Source organism: Erythrobacter sp. HI0063 (genome assembly GCF_001635685.1).
GTDB lineage: Bacteria > Pseudomonadota > Alphaproteobacteria > Sphingomonadales > Sphingomonadaceae > Qipengyuania.
In genome coordinates this window covers 19,198-38,290 of sequence record NZ_LWFF01000108.1, presented here as the reverse complement: position 1 = coordinate 38,290, position 19,093 = coordinate 19,198, and the positions used below count along the sequence as shown (strand labels likewise).

At 59.3% G+C, this 19,093-nt stretch carries 17 protein-coding genes; 6 read left to right on the top strand and 11 right to left on the bottom strand.

Annotated elements, in window-relative coordinates; genetic code table 11:
- Nucleotides 1-9: 9 nt before the first annotated feature.
- From A3736_RS04670 to A3736_RS16610, 8 genes are all read right to left on the bottom strand, one after another.
- Nucleotides 10-813 (bottom strand): endonuclease, encoded by an 804-nt coding sequence (locus A3736_RS04670; protein WP_067679819.1) that lies wholly within the window; start codon nucleotides 811-813, stop codon nucleotides 10-12.
- Nucleotides 806-2,188 carry a DNA cytosine methyltransferase gene (locus tag A3736_RS04665; protein ID WP_233999233.1) on the bottom strand — a complete coding sequence of 461 codons (1,383 nt, stop codon included), beginning with the start codon at nucleotides 2,186-2,188 and terminating at the stop codon, nucleotides 806-808. Before A3736_RS04665 ends, A3736_RS04670 begins: the two co-directional genes overlap by 8 nt.
- 3 nt (nucleotides 2,189-2,191) lie before the next feature.
- A complete protein-coding gene (locus A3736_RS16615; protein ID WP_082851313.1) occupies nucleotides 2,192-2,635 on the bottom strand; it encodes a very short patch repair endonuclease in 444 nt (147 codons plus the stop codon).
- 48 nt (nucleotides 2,636-2,683) lie between these two features.
- Complete coding sequence (mobF, locus tag A3736_RS04660) at nucleotides 2,684-5,431, bottom strand: MobF family relaxase (protein ID WP_067679816.1); 2,748 nt, start codon at nucleotides 5,429-5,431, stop codon at nucleotides 2,684-2,686.
- On the bottom strand, nucleotides 5,431-7,251 hold the full coding sequence (locus tag A3736_RS04655) for a type IV secretion system DNA-binding domain-containing protein (protein WP_067679812.1): 1,821 nt from the start codon (nucleotides 7,249-7,251) through the stop codon (nucleotides 5,431-5,433). The genes mobF and A3736_RS04655 overlap by 1 nt, the downstream gene beginning before the upstream one ends.
- Nucleotides 7,248-7,619 (bottom strand): hypothetical protein, encoded by a 372-nt coding sequence (locus tag A3736_RS04650; protein WP_067679807.1) that lies wholly within the window; start codon nucleotides 7,617-7,619, stop codon nucleotides 7,248-7,250. The genes A3736_RS04655 and A3736_RS04650 overlap by 4 nt, the downstream gene beginning before the upstream one ends.
- Before the next feature lie 204 nt (nucleotides 7,620-7,823).
- Nucleotides 7,824-8,339 carry a hypothetical protein gene (locus A3736_RS04645; protein ID WP_067679805.1) on the bottom strand — a complete coding sequence of 172 codons (516 nt, stop codon included), beginning with the start codon at nucleotides 8,337-8,339 and terminating at the stop codon, nucleotides 7,824-7,826.
- A gap of 42 nt (nucleotides 8,340-8,381) precedes the next feature.
- Nucleotides 8,382-8,573 (bottom strand): AlpA family transcriptional regulator, encoded by a 192-nt coding sequence (locus tag A3736_RS16610; RefSeq protein ID WP_087910441.1) that lies wholly within the window; start codon nucleotides 8,571-8,573, stop codon nucleotides 8,382-8,384.
- Between the two features lie 490 nt (nucleotides 8,574-9,063).
- On the opposite strand from A3736_RS16610, the gene A3736_RS04640 reads away from it, so the two are divergent.
- Entirely contained in the window at nucleotides 9,064-10,044 is a 981-nt protein-coding gene (locus tag A3736_RS04640; protein ID WP_067679804.1) for a GSU2403 family nucleotidyltransferase fold protein, read from the top strand.
- A 404-nt stretch (nucleotides 10,045-10,448) separates the two neighbouring features.
- Nucleotides 10,449-10,889 (top strand): DUF6538 domain-containing protein, encoded by a 441-nt coding sequence (locus A3736_RS18245; RefSeq protein ID WP_369815423.1) that lies wholly within the window; start codon nucleotides 10,449-10,451, stop codon nucleotides 10,887-10,889.
- On the opposite strand, the gene A3736_RS04635 is transcribed toward A3736_RS18245, so the two are convergent.
- Together A3736_RS04635 and A3736_RS04630 are read right to left on the bottom strand one after the other, a co-directional pair.
- Nucleotides 10,876-12,108 (bottom strand): NAD(P)/FAD-dependent oxidoreductase, encoded by a 1,233-nt coding sequence (locus A3736_RS04635; RefSeq protein ID WP_067679803.1) that lies wholly within the window; start codon nucleotides 12,106-12,108, stop codon nucleotides 10,876-10,878. The two genes, A3736_RS18245 and A3736_RS04635, sit on opposite strands and share 14 nt — an antisense overlap.
- Before the next feature lie 37 nt (nucleotides 12,109-12,145).
- A complete protein-coding gene (locus A3736_RS04630; RefSeq protein WP_156501973.1) occupies nucleotides 12,146-14,605 on the bottom strand; it encodes a TonB-dependent receptor in 2,460 nt (819 codons plus the stop codon).
- Between the two features lie 41 nt (nucleotides 14,606-14,646).
- On the opposite strand from A3736_RS04630, the gene A3736_RS04625 reads away from it, so the two are divergent.
- The 4 genes from A3736_RS04625 (at nucleotide 14,647) to A3736_RS04610 (ending at nucleotide 18,419) form a co-directional block, all read left to right on the top strand.
- A complete protein-coding gene (locus A3736_RS04625) occupies nucleotides 14,647-15,234 on the top strand; it encodes a TetR/AcrR family transcriptional regulator (protein WP_067679798.1) in 588 nt (195 codons plus the stop codon).
- A gap of 64 nt (nucleotides 15,235-15,298) precedes the next feature.
- Nucleotides 15,299-16,861, top strand: coding sequence for a long-chain-fatty-acid--CoA ligase (locus A3736_RS04620; protein ID WP_082851312.1), 1,563 nt, complete (start codon nucleotides 15,299-15,301; stop codon nucleotides 16,859-16,861).
- On the top strand, nucleotides 16,861-17,610 hold the full coding sequence (locus A3736_RS04615) for an NAD(P)H-dependent oxidoreductase (RefSeq protein ID WP_067679792.1): 750 nt from the start codon (nucleotides 16,861-16,863) through the stop codon (nucleotides 17,608-17,610). Before A3736_RS04620 ends, A3736_RS04615 begins: the two co-directional genes overlap by 1 nt.
- Nucleotides 17,598-18,419, top strand: coding sequence for a PaaI family thioesterase (locus A3736_RS04610; RefSeq protein ID WP_067679790.1), 822 nt, complete (start codon nucleotides 17,598-17,600; stop codon nucleotides 18,417-18,419). Before A3736_RS04615 ends, A3736_RS04610 begins: the two co-directional genes overlap by 13 nt.
- A gap of 5 nt (nucleotides 18,420-18,424) precedes the next feature.
- Here the strand turns inward: A3736_RS04610 and A3736_RS04605 are convergent, their stop codons facing one another.
- On the bottom strand, nucleotides 18,425-19,057 hold the full coding sequence (locus A3736_RS04605) for a TetR family transcriptional regulator (RefSeq protein ID WP_067679788.1): 633 nt from the start codon (nucleotides 19,055-19,057) through the stop codon (nucleotides 18,425-18,427).
- Nucleotides 19,058-19,093: the final 36 nt, after the last annotated feature.

Sequence of the window (19,093 nt, the reverse complement as noted above, 5' to 3'; positions counted from 1 at the left end):
CCGGAGAACTTAGGCGCTAGCCCTCCGATTGTACTCTTGCAATTCAGTCTCGGTGATATCGCCTTCGGGCACCAGCTTGTAGTGCTTCTCTTGGACAATCCTGACCGAGTCTCCTGAAATTGTGAGTTCGAAAAGTGCGATCACACCTTCACTCATGAACTTTGCAGCCAAAGCGCGGCAAACCAAATTTGGGTATTTCGCCTGGCAGTAGGCGAGGTCTTGAAACAGCTGAGCATAGCCTATCTTATCATTCCCGACCTTGGCCTGTGCTGGAATGATGAAGTGACGACCGTCCTTATCGACGCCCACATAGATCTCATCGATTTCGATCTGTCCAATCGACTCAACAGTCGTCCTGAGATGGTTCTGCAGCGAGTAAGTCGTGATTCCGAAGAAAATATCAGCCAACCGATTATAGCGGACACGCGCGAGAAGTGCTTGCTCGTCGGAGAATGCATAGCGCTTGATCATCTCGGGCGTAGAGTCTGGAATCTTCGTCGAGAGGAGGTTTTCGTTCGGCAAGATGTTGCTGGCCGAAACCAAGCGAAATTCGTATTGCGAAATACCTCGACCGAGTATCACCCACTCCTTACCTTCGGGCTGTGTTTCTAGGATTTCTTTCGGGAGTTTGGTTCGATACCGATAGGAATATAACGCGCCGTCTCCCATGTTTTTGAGCGGTTCAATGTCATGTTTGGTGCAGGCATCGAACAAGTCTTGCCTAGAGAAAAAGACTGACGTCTCGCCCTTCTCAAATCGGTCAAAAAATACAGCTTTTACAATCTGACTTTGCCTGCTTGGTTTCTTAGGCATAATTGGGGTTCCCGGAGAGACGCTCGCGCTCGATCTCGGCCTGCTTACGCTTCTTAGCGCCGCTCTTTCGGTCCCGCCGAGAAGGTGGGGTGTCAACGTCGAAGTAAGCCGCCGCTTTCGATAGCTCCAAGTAAAGCAAATCGGGATTGCCAAGTTTAAGGGTCCTAATTGGACGGCTCGGCTCAATTCCAATTGAGTTTAGAATGCTGCTTGCCACGGCGCGTGCGAGCGGCGGCGGAACTGCATTTCCAATCTGCCTTGCTCCATGCCACTTCGTCGAATGGAAGCGGAACCAATCGGGGAAGCCATGCAAGCGAGCCATCTCCCGGACGGTTATGCAGCGATCATGCTTGAAATGGATTGGTCTAGGGCTTGTGAATGCACCGCGCGATCCATCCGTTCCGGCGCGTAAGGTGTTCGATAAGCCATCCGGTGCCAACTTGAAGAAGCGACTGATGGGTTCGACAGTACCTGGCACTGTCTCAGAAAAACGGCGTCTGGAGATATCCGTATGAGATGTCCGAATGCTTGATGTCAGAATGCTCGGATCCCAATCTCGTACGTAACCAAAATGCCAAGCTTCATTCGTCATGCACCGTAGCTCGGCAGCATACAGCGAGGGTTCTCTGAAGTCCGAGGTTTTGACGCAATCGCTATCTACGAGCGAATTGAAACGCTCAGCATTTGGTAGGTCGCCAATCGCATCTTCGCAGGTTGGACCAAGGGGCAAATTAGGAACTGCCTTTTTCCCATCGGCAGGGGATGACGAGGGTTCTGGGTATTCGGGAAGTGGTCTGCCGGTTTTTGCGCCAAGCAGAATTAGGCGTTCACGATGTTGAGGCACCCCAAAGTTGTCAGCGTTCAATACGTGCCATGGACGTTGGACAGCGTATCCGTGAGCTTCAAATTCATAAACAAGTTCTTCGAGAAACGCTTTGTGCTTTCCGACCGTTAGCCCCTTGACGTTCTCGAAAACGAATGTGTCAGCGTCCAGTTCGGCGACAATCCTGACGAAATCTTTCACCAAATTGTTCCGAGGATCGTCGAGTACTCTATGGCCGATCAGGGAAAACCCTTGGCACGGTGGACCTCCGAAGACGCACGCAATGGGAGCACCACCGATACCTGCAGCCTTCCTGATATCGTCCCCCGAAAGAGATGCGACAGACTCGGGAATGACCGTTGTTTCGGGGAAATTGAACTCATGCGTGGCGCAATGGATTGGGTCGATTTCGACGGCTGCGACAACATCGAAACCCGCCTGCTCGAAACCTAAACTCATCCCTCCTGCTCCTGCAAAGAGATCGATAGCAAGCGGTCTCTTCGAGCGACCGGACTCAAATTTCATGATGGATGAGGCGTTCGACATACTCATATCTTAGGTCCGTGTTCTTGTTTTGTCGCGCCCGAATTGCGAGCCTTCCACGAAAGATTCGAGTTTGGCGACCAATCCGTTTCGATCAGCCAACTCGCACTGCCATAGGACAAGCGTTTCCCATCCGCTTTCATGGAGTGAGCGAAGGTTTCGTGCGTCCCTTTCTCTAGTGGCTGCAATCTTCGGTTGCCAATAATCGAGGCGCGATTTGGGGAGCTGACCCTTAGAGCAATCGTGACCATGCCAGAAGCAACCATGCACGAAGATGGCTTTGCGGCGCCCCGGCATGGCGATGTCTGGCTTCCCGGGGAGTTTCTTGTAATGCAGGCGATATCGATATCCCATTGCAAATAGGAGACGTCTCACCGTCCACTCAGGGCCGGTGTTCTTAGCTTTGACGGATTGCATAATGCGCCGTCGTTGTTCTGGCGATCGTGTGTCGGTCATTCTTGTGGATAGATTCGCAATTGACCATTCGATAGGCGAGGCGATCAATTACCCCAACCCTGCACCCATTTCCTTTGATTTGACGGCCTCGGGAGGGCTCGCGGTCAGGGCCGTCTGCTTCTCGCCCGCGCGTTCGTAAATCGCACGGACAAGCCTGTCCTTGTCGTCGGTCACAACCACGGCCTCGGCCTTGGCGCGCGATAGCGCGACATAGAGCATCTTCTGGTCGACCAGATTGGTGGACCGGCTGTCGGCATGGATCAGGACCCGCTCGGCGGTCTGGCCCTGCGCGGCATGGGCTGTCTGGACATAGGCGTGGCGCAAATGGGTGTCGCGAGGATTGGAGAGGTCGAGCCGCTGCTCGCGTCCGTTGGCGAGCTTTACCGTTGCCCGGCCACGGTCGGAATCGATGCGGGTAACGGCACCGCCAAGGCCATTGACCCGTCCCGTATCGCGGTCGTTGCGGGTGAACTGCACGTGGTCGCCGGTGCGGAGCTCCATCGGTTTCGGCTCGAACACCTCGGACTTGCCAGCGCCCCATTGCCGGGGATGCCAGTCCAGCGACCGGCCATTACGGCCTTCCAAAGCAATGCGCCCGCGCTCGGGATCGACAGCGGAAATAGCGAAGCTCTCGCCCCGGCGCACGCCCTTGGCGGCATAGTCGCGGCTGAACCGGACGATATCGCCGATGGCATAGCTTGCTGCCTCGTGCACTTCGGCGCGGGTGAGACCTTTCACCTCTAGCGCCTCGAAACGCACGGCTTCCGCTGAAAGCTCACCGCGCTGGGTCAGTTCTGCTCGGATCATGCCGGTGAGCCTGTCCCCGCCTTCTCGCGATGGCTCGATCACCAGCGTTCGTGCGCGCTCTGCAGGTGACAAGGCGAGATAGTGCCGGGCCATCGCTCCAAGGCGCTCATCCGGCGTAGTCTCCTCGATAACCCTACCGCCGCCACGCTCCAGCGAGGCCAAGACCTTGCCTGCATGGCCTTCGATTGAGGCCATGACGGCTTCGCGGGTGTCGGCATTGGTCTGACGGACCACCTCGGCAAGTTTCGCGGTCGCCATGCCAGCCTGCTGCAATTGCGCGAAGGCTGCCCCCGCGCCGACCGATCCCAGCTGTTTGACGTCACCTACCAGAACGAGTCGGGCTCCGGCCTTGTCGGCGCGGGTCATGAGTTTCGCCATATCGTGAGCCGAGAGCATCGAAGCTTCATCGACGATCCACACTGCGTCTTTGCCCGCTGTCTTCGCCTCTGGCGCGAGCAAATGCCGCGCCACGGTGTCTCCGCGCAGACCGAGCGCTTCGCCGAGAACGGTTGCTGCCGATGCGGTTGGCGCAAGCGCGGTCACAACGAGCCCGTGGCGCTTTGCCTCGCGCGCATAGGTCGCGAGCACTGTGGTGGTCTTCGCGGTCCCGGCATAACCCTGGACGGCGGCAACGCGGTCGCGTGAAGTGAGCAAGTCTGCGGTCGCGCGTTTCTGGTCCTCGGTCCAGGCATAACCGGAGCGCGCCGATTGGCGCGCGGCGCGTTCGATGGTCCGCGCTGCTGCCAGCGGACTGGCGAGTGATTGCGCCATCCCGCGTCCGGCTTCCTCCAGGCGAAGCATGCTTCGCTCGGTGTCGATGGCCTGCGGCGTCGTGAATCCGGCAAACTCCGCCCCGCGCCGATCAAGGAAAGTGCGCGGGACAAGCTCGCCGCGCTTTCCGGCATCGGCAATCGCAGCACTGATGGTGCCGTGCCCGGCCTTGCCGAAGGCGAAGTCACCGGCTTCGCGCGCCAGCGTGCTGGCCGAAAACACCGCTTCGCGTTCGGACAGCTTGGCAGCGGCCCAGGCCACCGCGTGCCGTGCCAGCAATTCCGGGCTGGCGGTTGCTTCGCTGCTCTTGGCCCGCTCTCTCGCTTCAGCGATCAGCCTGTCCCGCGCTGCCTTGTCGAAAGCATTGGCATCGGCGGTTGCCCGCCAGTCGGCGCGCAAGGTGCGATGATGCGCACTGGTCTTGGCTTCCCGCGTATCGAGCGCTGCAATCTGCTTTTCGGCAGCGCTCGCCTCCGCACGACTGGTGCCGCGCTCGGCAAGCCGCGCATCGATAGCTGCTGTGCGCTGGCTCAGCGCGTCGATGGCCCTTTCCGGAACCCCTGCGATCTCGAACAGCGAATCTTTCCCGGCCTCGATCTTGTATCCCAGGGCGGCAACGCCGTGCGCCAGTTCCTGCCGGTAGATCGCACCGATCTCCTTCTGGAGCTGGTAGAAGGCGCGCGGCTCAAGGCTGCGCCAGTTACCGTCCTTGTCCTGCGTCGCGTTGATGATCACGCCGTGGGTGTGCAGCTGTGGGTCCTGTGCCCTGCTCGTGGCATGGCGGAAGGTGGCGATGGCTAGATTGCCTGTCGCCTCGCGCCGAACCTCGCCGCCCTGCCTGATCCGCGTTGCCGCCATGTGCTTTTCGACATGGGCAAGCGCCACTTTCACCGCCGCGCCATGCGCCTTGATCAGCCGCTTGTCTCCGGCAACCTCGGCCATGATCGAGACCGACTTGGGCGCGGACAGGGTGATGTCCCAGCCTGGCCTGTGCTCGACCTTGCCATCGCGGGTGGTGCCGAGTTGCTGTCCAGCAACGCGCCCTTCCAATAATTCGGCAAACTTCTCGCGATCAACCTCACCCGACAGGCCCAGCTTCTCCGCTGACTCGCCAAACCATTCGGACGGAGCCATGCCGCCTTCGGCGTAGTAATCGTCGGCCTCATAATAGCTGGCCGCCTGACCGGCACTCGACAGCGCCGAGACCGATGCAACCATCAGACCGGTCCCGGTTTGGCATCGGGTTCGGCACCTTTGGCGATCTCGCTGACCCGGCTCCACAGTGTGCCTGCCGGATCGCCTGGCACGTAACCGGGCTGACGCGGCTCGCCACGCCGGGTGATGTGATCAGCGGTGAGACCGATACGCGCGACTGGCAGGCCATCGGGAAGCAGCAGGTAGCCTTGATGCGGACTGAGCCGCAATTCGCTTTCAAGCACGGCGGGGCGGAACTGCCGCTGGGTCGCGATGGTGGTGCGCGGCACTTCGCTGCCAATCGACAACGTGTCGGTGGCAACGCGCAATTCCACCTCGCACTGACCGATGGTCTCGCTCGCCCATTTGCGGGTTTCCTGATCGACCGTTTGCAGGAACAGCTTGGTGTTGCAGCAGGCGAGCATGGCTTCAGCGATGTTCGCACCATACCGATTTCGCATCTGTCCGAGCGCCTGAAAGGTGAGCACAATGGCCGCACCAAATTTGCGACCTTCGGGCAGAAGGCGAGCCAGGTTCTCGACACGTGGCAGGTCGGCCAGCTCGTCGAGCACGAACCAGATGCGGCGGTCTGACGATGGCGACAGACCCAGCACTGCACTCGCCGCGCATTCGAGCCAGCAAGCCATGAGCGGCTTGGACGCTTCAAAATAGTCCTCCTTGCGGGGGACGAATATCCAGGGCTTTGCTCCCTCACACTCGTCCAGCTTGACGATGAAATCGCGGAAGGCGAAGCGCTCCTCTCCCTCATCCTCGACCTTCAGGAACTGGATCAGGTTCGCGGCCTTGGCGAGCATGAAGAGCACGCTGCCGGTGGCGCGGTCGGCGTCATTAGCAAAGGTGCGCGCCGACGAAGTGTGACCCAGCCATTCCTTCAGTTGCTCCTTGTCCTTGACCTGCAAGGTTTCAAGCAAAGCTTCGAGGCTGCAGTTCTTCTCCGCCCAGAGCGAGCGGATCATGTTGGCGACAAGAATGCGGCTTGTTTCAAGCCAGACATCGTCATCCTGGCTACTGGTTTCAGAAACGAGCTGGCGGGCTATCCGGTCTGCATCGGCGGGATGTGATATCTCGTCGAATGGAGTCCAGAAGGCGCAGCGCGCATCGAAGGGATTGAGGATGATGTCCCCGCGCGCGGGGTTGTAATAGTGCGCGATGAACTCGCCCGATGTGTCATATACCAGCGCCGCTTCGCCGCGCCTTTCGATACCGTCGAGCATCTGGCGCAAGGCAGTGGTTTTGCCGCTGCCGGTGGTGCCGAGAAAGGCGAAGTGACGGGTCTCGATCCGGCGCGGAATTGGGACCGGACCGATACGCAGGGCGTCCCTGCCGCAAAGTAAAGTGGTCTGTGCCGCAACATCCTCTTCGTCCGCTACGCGAGTGCCGCCGATGACCCGGTCGGCAAGCGTATCCCTGCCTTGCTCAGACATCGATCTTTTGACAACAACCGATAGGAAAATGCCGATGGCCAGCCCCGCGAGCGTGCCTCCAATTACCTGTCTCACAGTCCAGAAGAAGTTCGCGGCAGTTGCGGGATCGCTGGCAATAACGGAAGCGGGGACGATCAGCCTCTCGCCGTTGACCGTGATCCTCATATCGAAATCCTTGCCAGCGAACTCGCCCAGCAATGAGAGTGCCTTTGCTACAATGAAGTGACCCACAGCAGCTATCTCTTCCGGACCAAGCCGGAGCAGCGGGGTGATGATCGCTCCTGCGACGCAGCTGAATAGAAGGAGCTTGGCAAAGAAGCCGAAACGTTGCTGCCAATGCGCCATACGCACGCGCCAAAGGGCATGGGCGCGGGTGACAAAATCGATGTTCGAATTCATGGCTCGATCTCCAGAGCAAGCGAGCGCTGGCGCTCGAACGCGGCGCGCGCTTCGCCTGCAATTGTCTCGTCGGTTTTCTTCGTGCCCAGCGCGGCATGGCGGGCGTAAGCGTAGGCCGCACAGGCGGTGAACAAGGTACGATCGAGCACCCGTTCGGCCTCGGCCAGGCGCTCCGATATTGCCCCGATCTCGCGCGCCAGTTCGGCAAGATCGGTCTCCTTGTCGGTGCCGTGAAGCATGGCGAGAAAACCTGCTTCCACCACCCGCGCCAGCATGGCGTATTCGGAAAGACCGCGACGCTTTGCGAAGTCAGCCAGCACCCGGTATTGCGACGGACTGAGGCGCACCGTCTGCGCCCGCGCGCTCATCGGTCCGCTCCGGTGGAGATGCTATCCGCCATCGCAAAGAATGGCGGAATTGCGCGGGTCTTGGGCAAGTGGCCTGAACGCGATGCTATCCGCATCCCTTCAAACCCGCAGAAATCCTTGATGCACACGTGCGTGGGGTGTGTATGGAAATCACGGGTCCGATACGCAGTATCGTGGCCCCATCTTTCTCCAGTTTTTTTCCTGTCAATTGGCATGGGCTTCTTGCTCCATGCTTGCCGTTGGAGGCGTCGCAGACAGGATCAGATTGCGGGCGACATCATCGTCGAAATAGCGCTGGCGGGATTGGCGCGAAGGCAACTGGCGGTCCGCCATTTCGGGACGCGTGAACCAGCGAAGCAGGGTCAGGTCGATTGCGGACCGAACCTCATCTGCGAGCTGGTTGGTCTCTTCTGGTGTGAGGTCAAGCCACCCGAATTCGGTACGAAGCTGGCTGCCGAGCGGATACCCGGTTCCGTCCCTGCTCCTGTAGATCGGACCCTCGACAGTGAGGCAACAATCTTGCCCCTCAAACCGCTCGCGGACAGGGCGTTCGTACCAGAGCCAGGGCTGCAATGTGTGGCGACGGGCGCGCCCATCTGCGTTGTCTTCGGCGAGCAATTTGATGAGCTGGGCCGCGCGATCTTCTTCGTCAATCGGAAGGCTGGCGATCAGCCAGCCATGATTCTGCAGGGCTGCGTTGATCAGGGAAAGGATAGACATGGAGGATTGGCTTTCTGCGGGCCATTGCCCGCCTTGGAGGGGTCAATAGCTGCGCAGGGGGAGGGCCTCGATCCACTCCTCGATGTCAGTGGAACGCCAGCGGATACGTCCGCCGCCAATGTCGATGGGATGAGGAAAGGCACCCCGGCGGATGCGTCGCCAGATCGTTGTCCGGCTGCGAATGCCAGTCAGGCGCATGACCTCATGGCAGGTGAGTAATTCAGTATTCGGCACGACAGACTCCTTTGCTTCAAGGTTCTGTCACCGAAGCCGTGTTCCCCCACGACGATGGGTTGTCCTTCAATTTGCCGTTACGGACCGTGCGATCAGATGTTCAACTCAGCGCCACCCTTGGCTTAGGTGACGCTGGACAAGCTATGCGAATCGCAATGCTGTAGGAAAGAACAAATATAGAACTATTGCCGTTCCCCAATGGCGGGTGGACGATGTTGGATCGCTGTGGACAGTCTGGGACTGAAAGATTTTTTCCCGCTGGTGTCCGCTCCCGGGCGATGCAGGTCCGAATCTACGGTTCTGGTGCAGCGGAAGTCCGGTTTCCGCGCGAATCGAAGCTCGAGTCGATATGACAAGCAGTCGCGCTTTCGCTTTGCACGTCGATACGCACATGCAAAGAAAACGCAAAAATCTTTACACGTTGCCCCGGTTCGAGCGCATTTATCCCGCGTTTATTGAAAATTGGAAAATTGTGGGATAAATCGCAGCGATGGCTGTGATCCAACCTTTCTCTGCCGAACAGGAGCGCGCGCTCGTCAATATGCGCCAGCGCTATGACGCGTGGATCGAGGCCGACCGCGAGCTCTATGCGATGCCATACGACCTGAGGCGCAAGAAGGTCGGCGAATACGAGTATCTCTATGAGATATTTGACCGCAGCGGGAACGGCAAAAGTCTCGGTGCTTGGGACGATGATAAGCAATCCCAGCTTGAGGAATACAAGGCTGCAAAGGCTGCTTTGAAGGAGCGCCGTGACGGAGCGCGGGATGCCCTTGGCGAGAGCAGCCGGATTGCCCGCGCGTTGCGCTTGCCGCTCCTTTCGGCGGACGCAGGCCCTATCCTTCGAGAGGCAGACAAGCGCTCGCTTCTCGGCAGCCATCTGCTTGTGGTTGGGACAAATGCGATGGCCGCCTACGCGCTAGAAGCTGCGGGCACTTTCCGCGACGTGCCTGACGAAACAGAGGACTTCGATCTCGCCTGGACGGCTGACGAACCGGAAGACGGAACGCAGCTTTGGGACATGCTCAAAGCGGTCGATCCGACATTCACGATTAATACCGAGCGGGAATTCCAAGCGCGCAACGCGAAGGCCTATGAAGTCGAATTGCTGGTAGCACCATCGCGTGTCGAAACGCTTGCCGGAAAGGATCGGCCAAGACCAGTTCCGCTACCCGAACAGGAATGGCTCTTGCCCGGTCGGCGGGTAGATCAGGTCGTCCCATGCCGTGATGGCAGCCCGGCGCGCATCGTTGCACCTGACCCCCGCTGGTTCGCGCTCCACAAACTGTGGTTGGGCGCTCAGGCCAAGCGGAACCCGCTCAAGCGGCGCAAGGACACGGTGCAGGGAGCGGCGCTACTCGAAGCGGTTGCCGAGGCGATGCCTCATTATTCATTGGGCCAAGAGTTTGTAGAAAGCCTGCCAGATGAGCTAGTGCGCTATTGGGAAGAGTGGGCGAAGGCGCGCGGATAACCCCTGCATTCAGTCACTCGGTTGGGGCAAAATGGCTGGTCATTCCCGTAAATTTGCTGTAAAGAACGGGCATTGAAATCATTAGACTTTTTTGAGGATGAGACCCAAATCCTCTGGTAAAAATGCAATCTGGGGGCACCGACGGGGGCCTCACTTAAGTAACCAAGGTCAAGATTCTCGCAGTTTTGCGACATTCTGAGAGCGGTTCGAGTCCTCTTCTGCCACCACTTCTCTCGTAAAGCATTGGCTTTATGCCTTTTCGACGAGTTCGGTTCGAGCACGGCTCGAATTGTTCATAAACCCGTACACACACTCGTTCACAAGCGGGTGATGGGCGTTGCTGACCATTCGGGAGTGTCTGCCTGTAACATCGGACCCGGTTCGGCGAACGGAGTAATGCGCTGATGGCGTTTTACCCGTTCGTCTGGCTGCGCGGCCGGAACTATCACCTCCCCCGGCGGGTGCCCTTCGGATCGAGTGCAAAAAATCCTATAAGTATTTCCTTGAAGACCCGTGATCCTGATCGCGCCCGTATTTTGGCGCGGCGGCTCGCGGCCAGATGGGATTCCGAAGCGACGCACATGAGTTCAATAAACCATCTGACGCTCGATCAACATTCAACAATCTATCGTGACACGTCCGAACGCCTCGCCCCGAACGGCGCAAAAGATAGGTCCGAACAACTAGCGGACCTTACGCCTGCGGAAATTGAGCTCACACGTTTTTTAGCGCATCTTTGCCGACGAACAGAGTCTCAAAGAAGGTGCCCATTGGAAATTATTTCGTTAGCACAGTCTAATCGCGGAAAGGCCAATACTACAGGAGCGCTGTCTAGGAATCTTTAAAATCTTTCAGCGCCGTCCCAGTATCGGCCATCGCGGAAGGATGACGATTAATTTTATTCGATATAATAAAACGACCTTGAGCGAAGTCTTTTACCGCGTTTACGCAATCAAGTGCAATTACCTCTCCATCGCGCAGATAGATGACTGAGAATGATCGAGTGGCCGGATCGCCACGAAGTATTGTCATATCATGACCAAGGGACAGACCTGCGGTTTGAAGCTTTAGGTCATACTGATTTGACCAGAACCAAGGAAGGGCAGTATAGTCTTGGTCTCGGCCACAGATAGTCAGTGCGGCCACTCTCGCCATTTCATTAGCGTTTTGGACTGACTCGATTCTAATGATAGCGTTTTCCGCCCACTGACTGCGATGCGCAGCGCAGTCGCCGATAGCGAACACATCCTTCAGCGAAGTGCGGCACGATCCATCCACCTCGACGCCGTTCGAACAGATTGCGCCGGCCCGGCGAAGTGGTTCGACCGACGCAACGATGCCGATCCCAACAATCACCACATCTGCTTCAAGTGCGGAGCCATCATGAAGTCGGACGCGAGCGACCCGGCCACGCTCCCCTTCGATAGAATCGACTTGGGTTTCGAGCCGCAGATCGACACCTCGTGTGCGATGTTCGGTCTCATAGAATGCGCTGATTTCCTCTCCCGCCACTCGCGCAAGAATGCGGGATTGCGCTTCTAATAGGGTGACCTCGCAGTCGAGTTTTCGTAGTACCGCCGCCATCTCGAGCCCGATGAAGCCGCCGCCTATAACGACAGCCTTCCTTGCGCCACGGTCGATCGCCCCGACTAGGTTGTCGATATCGTTGCGAGTACGTATCGCATAGACACCTTTCAAATCCGAACCCGAGCAGGTCAGCGATCGCGGCGCGCCGCCAGCAGCCCAGATGAGCTTGTCGTACCGGATCGAGTCGCCGTTGCTTAGCGAAAGTTCATGCTTCGAGGATTCGATGGCGACAACCTCGGTATCGAGAAGACGCTCGATTTTCTTGTCATTCCAGAACTTTTCGGGGCGGATCAGAATCCGTTCGAAAGGCTTGTTGCCAGAAAAGTATTCTTTAGAAAGAGGAGGGCGCTCGTAAGGCAATTCGCTATCATTGCTTATCATCAGAATGGAGCCCTCGAACCCGTTCTGTCGTAAGTAGATAGCTGCTTGCGCTCCGCCATGGCCGGAGCCGACGATGACTACGTTTCTTCTTTCCATAGCAAGTCGTTGCCTGTCTGAAATTGACCTCGCTAAACTAATAACGATAGCGCATCTCCACTCCTAACACCCTGCCGCGGTTAAGCGGAGAGTAGGTAGGACTGGGGCGCGCCCCCGCGCCATCGCCGCCGAATTGGGGGATGTCGGGTAACAGAGTGTCACTTCCATATGTCGTTTCGTTGGTTAGGTTCGTGCCGTAAAACGTTACAGAAAGATCCGACGCATCGGGACGCAGGGTGATATTTAGATCCAAGATATCAGTCGCATCGAAAAACCCGCGATTGTTGTCTGAAAAGAAGTTGGCGTCGCGGTGGTTCCAACTGAAGCGCGACGTAACCAGCGCGAAGCCCGGGAGGTCGAGGTCGTGCGTAAGAGTAGCGCCGTAGGTCCATGGTGCGAGGCGAGGAATTTTCAGAGCAAGGTCGGTGCGGTCGACCAGGCCATCCCCGGTAATATCCGCGATTACGGTCGTATATTCCCCATCGAGATGTCCGACTTGGCCAGATAGAAGCAGATTGTCGGCGAGGCGCAGATTGGCCTCGACCTCGAAGCCACGAATTCTTGCGTCCCCCGCATTGGCAATGATCTGCTGGACGCCAGAAATTGGGTCGGCGGTGATCTGTTCACGTTGGAGGTTCTTGATATCGTTGGTGAAGAGCGCCCCATTGATCCTGAGACGGCGATCGAACAGGTCAAACTTTCCGCCGATTTCGAAAGTCGATTGCTCTTCCTGCCCGAACGGACGCGGAGTGATGCCGAGAGCGGTGTTGCGCAAATTGATCCCGCCGCTGCGATAGCCCCGTGTCCAGAACCCATAAACGAGGATATTGGGCGTGGGCTCCCAATCCAGCCCGATCTTGGGCGACCAGTTGTCGAAGGAGAGGTCGTAGCCGGTATCCGTGAAAGCCAGTTCCCGTGTCTCGAAGATGCCGCCGACCCTGCCGTCGATCGCATTGCCGACCGGTCGGATGCGTGAGATATCGGCCTTCTTGTCTTCCTTGGTGTAGCGAAGACCGGCGTTCACCGTCAGCGTATAGGTCAGGCCGTAGTCGATCGCTGCGAAAGCGCCCAGCGCAGAGAAATCGCCGATCCCGCCGCCGACGGGCACGCTTGCGCCAGGCACCAGAAGATTGGTGTCGATCAGGCGGCGTTCGACGTAGGTCAGGTCCTGCGTGAAGTAATAGAGGCCGGTGGTCAGTTCGAGGCGCCCGAAGGTACCGGCATAGCGCAATTCCTGGCTCAACTGGTCCTGAAGGGTGTTCGTGTCCAGATTGAAGGCCGCGCCCGGCCCGAAATCGATCCCGTCCGAAATGCCCGGGCGGCGAAACGTGCCGTCGACATTGCTGGACGAGATGCCTTCGAAGCGCCGATAGCCCGTGATCGAGGTGATTGTTCCGTCCCCGAAACCCACGTCGAGATTGGCCTCCAGGGTGACCTGGTCCGCCTCGTACTCGAAAAACCCCGCGTAACCGCTCGCATAGTCGTAGGAATTGCGGGAATAAATCGCGTGGTTCTGAGGAACGGGGCCATCGCCATCCCCCTCATTATGATCGTAGCGCAGGATCGCTTCGAAAGCGCCGGTCGTAAGCTTGAGCGCACCGCGCAGGATCAGGGCTTCCGATTTTCCGAGATTCGGGCCAGCGCGATTATCGTCGAACCAGCCTTCGTCCTTAGAGTAATAGGCCGCGACCTTGCCGCTCAGAAGCCTGTCGACCAGGGGCCCGGTAATCACGCCGTCAACGGTGTAGCGGGTTCCGGTTTCAACACCCGCGTGCAAGTTCATGGTGAATGTGTCCGTGGGCTCGGTCGTACGCAGCAAGACGGCGCCGCCCGTCACGTTGCGGCCGAACAGCACCCCCTGTGGTCCACGCAGCACCTCAAGCCCCGCAATATCGAAATTATCGAGAATGACACCGGACGTGATGCCGAGGTACACGCCGTCTACAAAGACGCCCACGGTCGGGTCGATAGAAGGGATCGAGCTGTTGATGCCTAGCCCTCTGATCGAAAAGCTCGCCACGCCCTTCACCGACCCGAGACTTTCAAGCTGAACGTTCGGGACCGAGAAACTGATCGAGGTCAGGTCGCGGAAGTTCTGGGCCTCGAGCTGTTCGGGACCAAAGGCCGTCGCGGCGATTGCCACGTCCTGAATCCGTTCTTCGCCGCGCTTGCGGGCGGTGACGACGATTTCTCCGGTCAGCGCTTCGACGCCGCCGCGCGGGCTCGCCGTGGGAGCAGGTGCGTCTTCTTCAAGCGCGGCTTCGTCACCAGTTTGTGCTCTAGCAGATTCCTGAGCGGCAACGGGCGTGTTGAGGAATGCGATTCCGGCGCAACCAGCCAGCCAAGAGGCGTTCATTTTCATGGTGTTTTCTCTCCCTTGATGATGCATCTTTTGATGCTTTGTCAGTGCGGGAAATATAGCAGACCGACGCGTCGGTCTAGCAATTAATTGATGTCTCGCCGGCGACGGGTGGCTATGTGGAACTTGGTGTGGCAATGCGAAGCGTAAATCAGATAGTTATGGATTAAAGAACGCCTATGCCCCGCGTCCGTGCAAAGGATTACGACGAAAAAGCCAAGACCATCATGGATAAGGCGGCCGCCCTGTTTTCCGAGGTCGGTTATGCGAATGCGAAACTGCAGGCTGTCGCCACCGCTTGCGGGGCGACGAAGTCGATGCTGTATCACTACTTTTCGAGCAAGGACGACCTGCTCAGCGCCATGCTGACCGAGCATCTCGATCAGCTTCTCTCGGATATCGAGGACGTCGGGTCGAGCGATCTGGAGCCGGAAGAAAAGTTCCGGAAGTTTATCGTGCTCTACGTGCAAAAATCCAACGCATCGCGCCAGCGCCACGTCAGCGCGATGAACGATGTGAAGTATCTGCCCGAGGAGAAGCGCGAGCCGCTGATCCAGCTCGAGCGAGACGTGATCGAAGCCACGGCGCAGATTCTGGCGTCGCTCCGTCCCGACCTTCCACGGGACGAGGTCAAAACGCGGTCGCTGCTGCTGCTCGGCATGCTGAACTGGACCGACCTTTGGTACGATCCGGCAGGGCGGCTGTCGCCCGACATGCTGTGCGATCGTATCGGACGGTTGTTTTTGGACGGATATCTGAACGTCTAAGCTTTCGGTTGAATAGTCCGACTCGTCGGACTAACATCGAGCCCGATATGATGGGAGAGGCTCGATGGATTGGGAATTGGTACAACCGTTGATGCATCACGCGCGGTACAGCGCGGATGCAATCGCGACATCTTTCGAAGGGCGGCGGACGAGTTGGCGCGATCTGCAAGATCGCGTGGCGCGACTGGCGGCGGCCTTGGCCGAGCTGGGCGTCGCGGCGGGCGATCGCGTCGGCATCCTAGCGGACAATAGCGACTATTACCTGGAATCCATGCTGGCGACTTGGTGGTCGGGCGCGGCGATCAACCTGATCAATATCCGGTGGAGCGCTGCCGAAATCGCCTTCTCCCTAGACGATTGCGATACGCGCATAATCATCGTCGACTCCGGTTTTGCGCATCTGGTTCCGGACCTGAAGGGCCGTTCCGCCTCGCTCGCCACCGTGATCGCCGTAGGCGGATGGGATGAGGGGGCGGAGGCCACGTATGAAAGCCTGATAGACCGCCATGCGCCCGCGCCGTGCGTCCATCGTGAAGGCGCCGACCTGGCGGGCGTGTTCTACACTGGCGGGACGACCGGCTTTCCCAAAGGGGTGATGCTGTCGCACACCATGCTTGCGAACAACACACTCATCAATCTGCTCGAGATTCCGGTCGATGCCGACGACGTCGTGTTGGCGGTGGCGCCGTTGTTCCATCTTGCCGGCATGTGCGTGGCTATGCGGGCCTATTTTCGCGGCGCGACATGCACCTTCCTGCGCACTTTCGAAGAGCGCGCCTTCATCGACGTCGCCGAGCGGGAGGGTGCGACCTACACCCTGCTGGTGCCCGTCATGCTTCAGCGCCTTATCGCCTACGAGGAAGACATCACCGGTGCGCTCGCGAAACTGCGCCTCATTCAATATGGCGGCGCGCCGATCGACGAGACGCTGCTGCGCAGCATCATCAAGCGACTGCCGCATGTCAGCCTCGTGCAGGGCTATGGCATGACCGAGACGAGCGGCCCCTACACCGTCCTTCCCGCCTGGGTGCATCGCGATATGGACCTGGCGCAAACCGGGCGACTGCGCTCGGCCGGGCGCCCGGCGGTGGGCGTGACCCTGCGCCTGCGGCGCGAGGACGGATCCGAAGCCGCGATCGGGGAAGTGGGCGAGGTGACGTGCAGCGGCCCGATCGTAATGGCGGGATACTGGAACCAGCCCGAAGCGAGCGCCGAGGTTCTGACTGACGGCTGGATGCGTTCGGGCGACATGGGTTATGTCGACGAGGACGGATTCCTGTTCCTAGTCGATCGCCGCAAAGACATGATCGTCAGCGGGGGAGAGAATGTCTATTCTGCCGAGGTCGAGAACGCGCTGGCCAAGCATCCGGCTGTCGCCGCTTGCGCGGTCATCGGCATTCCCAGTGAAAAGTGGGGTGAGCAGGTCCATGCCGTGGTGGTCCCGCATCCGGGCAGCACGGCGGATCCGCGCACGCTTCGCGAACACTGCAAGCAGCATATCGCCGGTTACAAATGCCCCGTCTCGGTCGAGTTCCGCGAGGAGCTGCCCTACACGGGTACCGGAAAGCTGCAGAAGAATGTCCTGCGCGAACCTTTCTGGCGCGAACGCGACCGAGGAATTGGTTGATGCGCATCTTCATCGTCTATGCCAATCCCGAACCGAATTCGCTGGGCGCAGCGATGCGCGATCGGTCGGTCGAGGTCTTGCGGGCAGAAGGCCATGAGGTCGTCGTGTCCGACCTTTACGCGATGCAGTTCGATCCCGTCGCGCGCGGCGATGATTTCCAGGAACGCCGCTTTCCCGACCGGCTGCAGTATGATCGCGAGCAGAAGCACGCGGTTCGGGAGGGTGCCTTCGCGCCGGACATCCGGCAGGAAATCGACCGCCTGTTCTGGTGCGATCATCTGATCCTGCAATTTCCGCTATGGTGGTGGTCGGTGCCAGCCATCCTGAAGGGGTGGATCGACCGGGTATTCGTCAACGGCCTCGTCTATGGCGCGGGCCTGCGGCTGGAGCATGGCGGACTGAAACCACGCAGCGCAATGCTGGCCTTCACGACCGGCTGCTATCCCGAAATGGCGGGGCCGGGCGGCTTGCTTGGCAACATGGAAGCCAGCCTCTGGCATCTGCATAGCGGCACGTTCCACTACGCAGGCCTCTCAGTGCTGCCGCCCTTCATCGGATGGCGCGTACGCTACAGCGATGGCGACCCGCGCGAAGCGACGCTGGACGCTTACGCCGCCCATCTGCGCGCCATGCCAGAAGCGAAGCCTTACGCCTTCCACATATCGAGCGATGTCGGCGCAGACTGGACCTTGCGCGAGGATGTCGCGCCGATCAACGCCGCCTATGCACGCGAGGGATGGCGGCTTTGACCGGCCTGCTGCCCCCCGACCAATTAGCAAAGCGGCTCTTCTGGCAGGAGGCGTCGCCATTCATACGGACGCTCGGAGCCGAGATCGCGGTCGACGGCGATATCGCGCAGATGCGCATTCGTCCGCTGGCGCGCCTGGCGATGCCGGGTGGCTCGGCAATCGACCCGCTCGCCGGGATCGGTCTGATGGACGATTGCCTCAGCCTCTCGATCGGTAAAAGTGTGCCCGCCGACCGTGGTATTGCGACCCTGGATCTGTGGTTCTGTGCACTACGACGCGAGATCGAGGGCGAATGTGTTGCCCGAGCGAACTATGTCGGCGCGGTTGGCGATTTGGCTACGGCCAGAATCGAACTCCGCGACGCAAGGGGCATCGTCATGCATGGCGGGGGCAATTTCCTGCTAGGCAGATTTCCATCGGGCGAGCCGGGCGATCCCGAACATGCCGGTCGCTTCAGCCCCGACGGATATCGCGGCCCATTTCGCGAAACGATCGGTCTGCGAGAGGCAGGGCCCTGTAAGGTGTCGATGGTTGGGAGCGACGCGGTCATCGGCTGGGAGGCGGGGCCGATCGTGCATGGCGGCGCGGTCGCGATCGCGCTGTTCGAGGCGGCCCAGCGAACGGCGCCCGATGACCAGTTCGTCCGGACCATATCCCTGCGTTATCTCAGCCCGGCCGCACATCGCGGGGTCGTGGCTTGCGCGCAGATCGATCGTCCGGCGAAGCGCGCTTGCCATCTTTCGGCCAGCGCGACGGTAGAGGGAAAATTGGTGGCGACGGCCACGGCGGTGACCGCACCGGACCGATAGCGGCGTCAGTCCCGCTCCCCCGGTGCCAGCACGCCCAGTGCGGTTTCGTAGAGAAATGCCTCGTAGCGGCGCTGCAGCACCTCGGTGATGCCGGGTTCGCCGAAGATGTCGCTCATCACGAGCCCGCTCGCCGTAAAATGTTCGGTCGCGCCCACCAGCATGAAATAGAACAATCTCGCATCGACCACGCGAAAAACCCCTTCTCGCGCGCCCTGTTCGATGATCGACTGATAGAATTCGGAGAGCGGGCGAACGTAGATTTCGGCCACCTTGTGCGCGCGCCCCGGATTGTCGGGCAGCATCATGAGCTGCAGCAGCTGGTTGGCGTAGGGGACCTGGATATAGGTTCGCACCAGCCCGGATATGTGCATCCGCAGCTTGGTCTTCACGGGAAGGTCAGCCACGGCGAGCTCGGCGAGCCCGGCCACGGCCTGCGACACGCCAAGGTCTAGCACGGCCAGTAGCATGCCCTCCTTGCTGCCGAAATAATAGATCACCAGTGCCCGGCTCATTCCGGTGCGCTCCGCGATATCGGCCAGCGAGATGTCCGGGGAACGGCGCTCCGCCATCAACGAGGTCGCAGCATCGAGCAGCAGGTCGCGCGTTGCAGCAGCGGATTTGCGCTCCCTTTTTTTCACTTTTCAACACCTGTTCAAAGTTGGTAGGGCCATGTT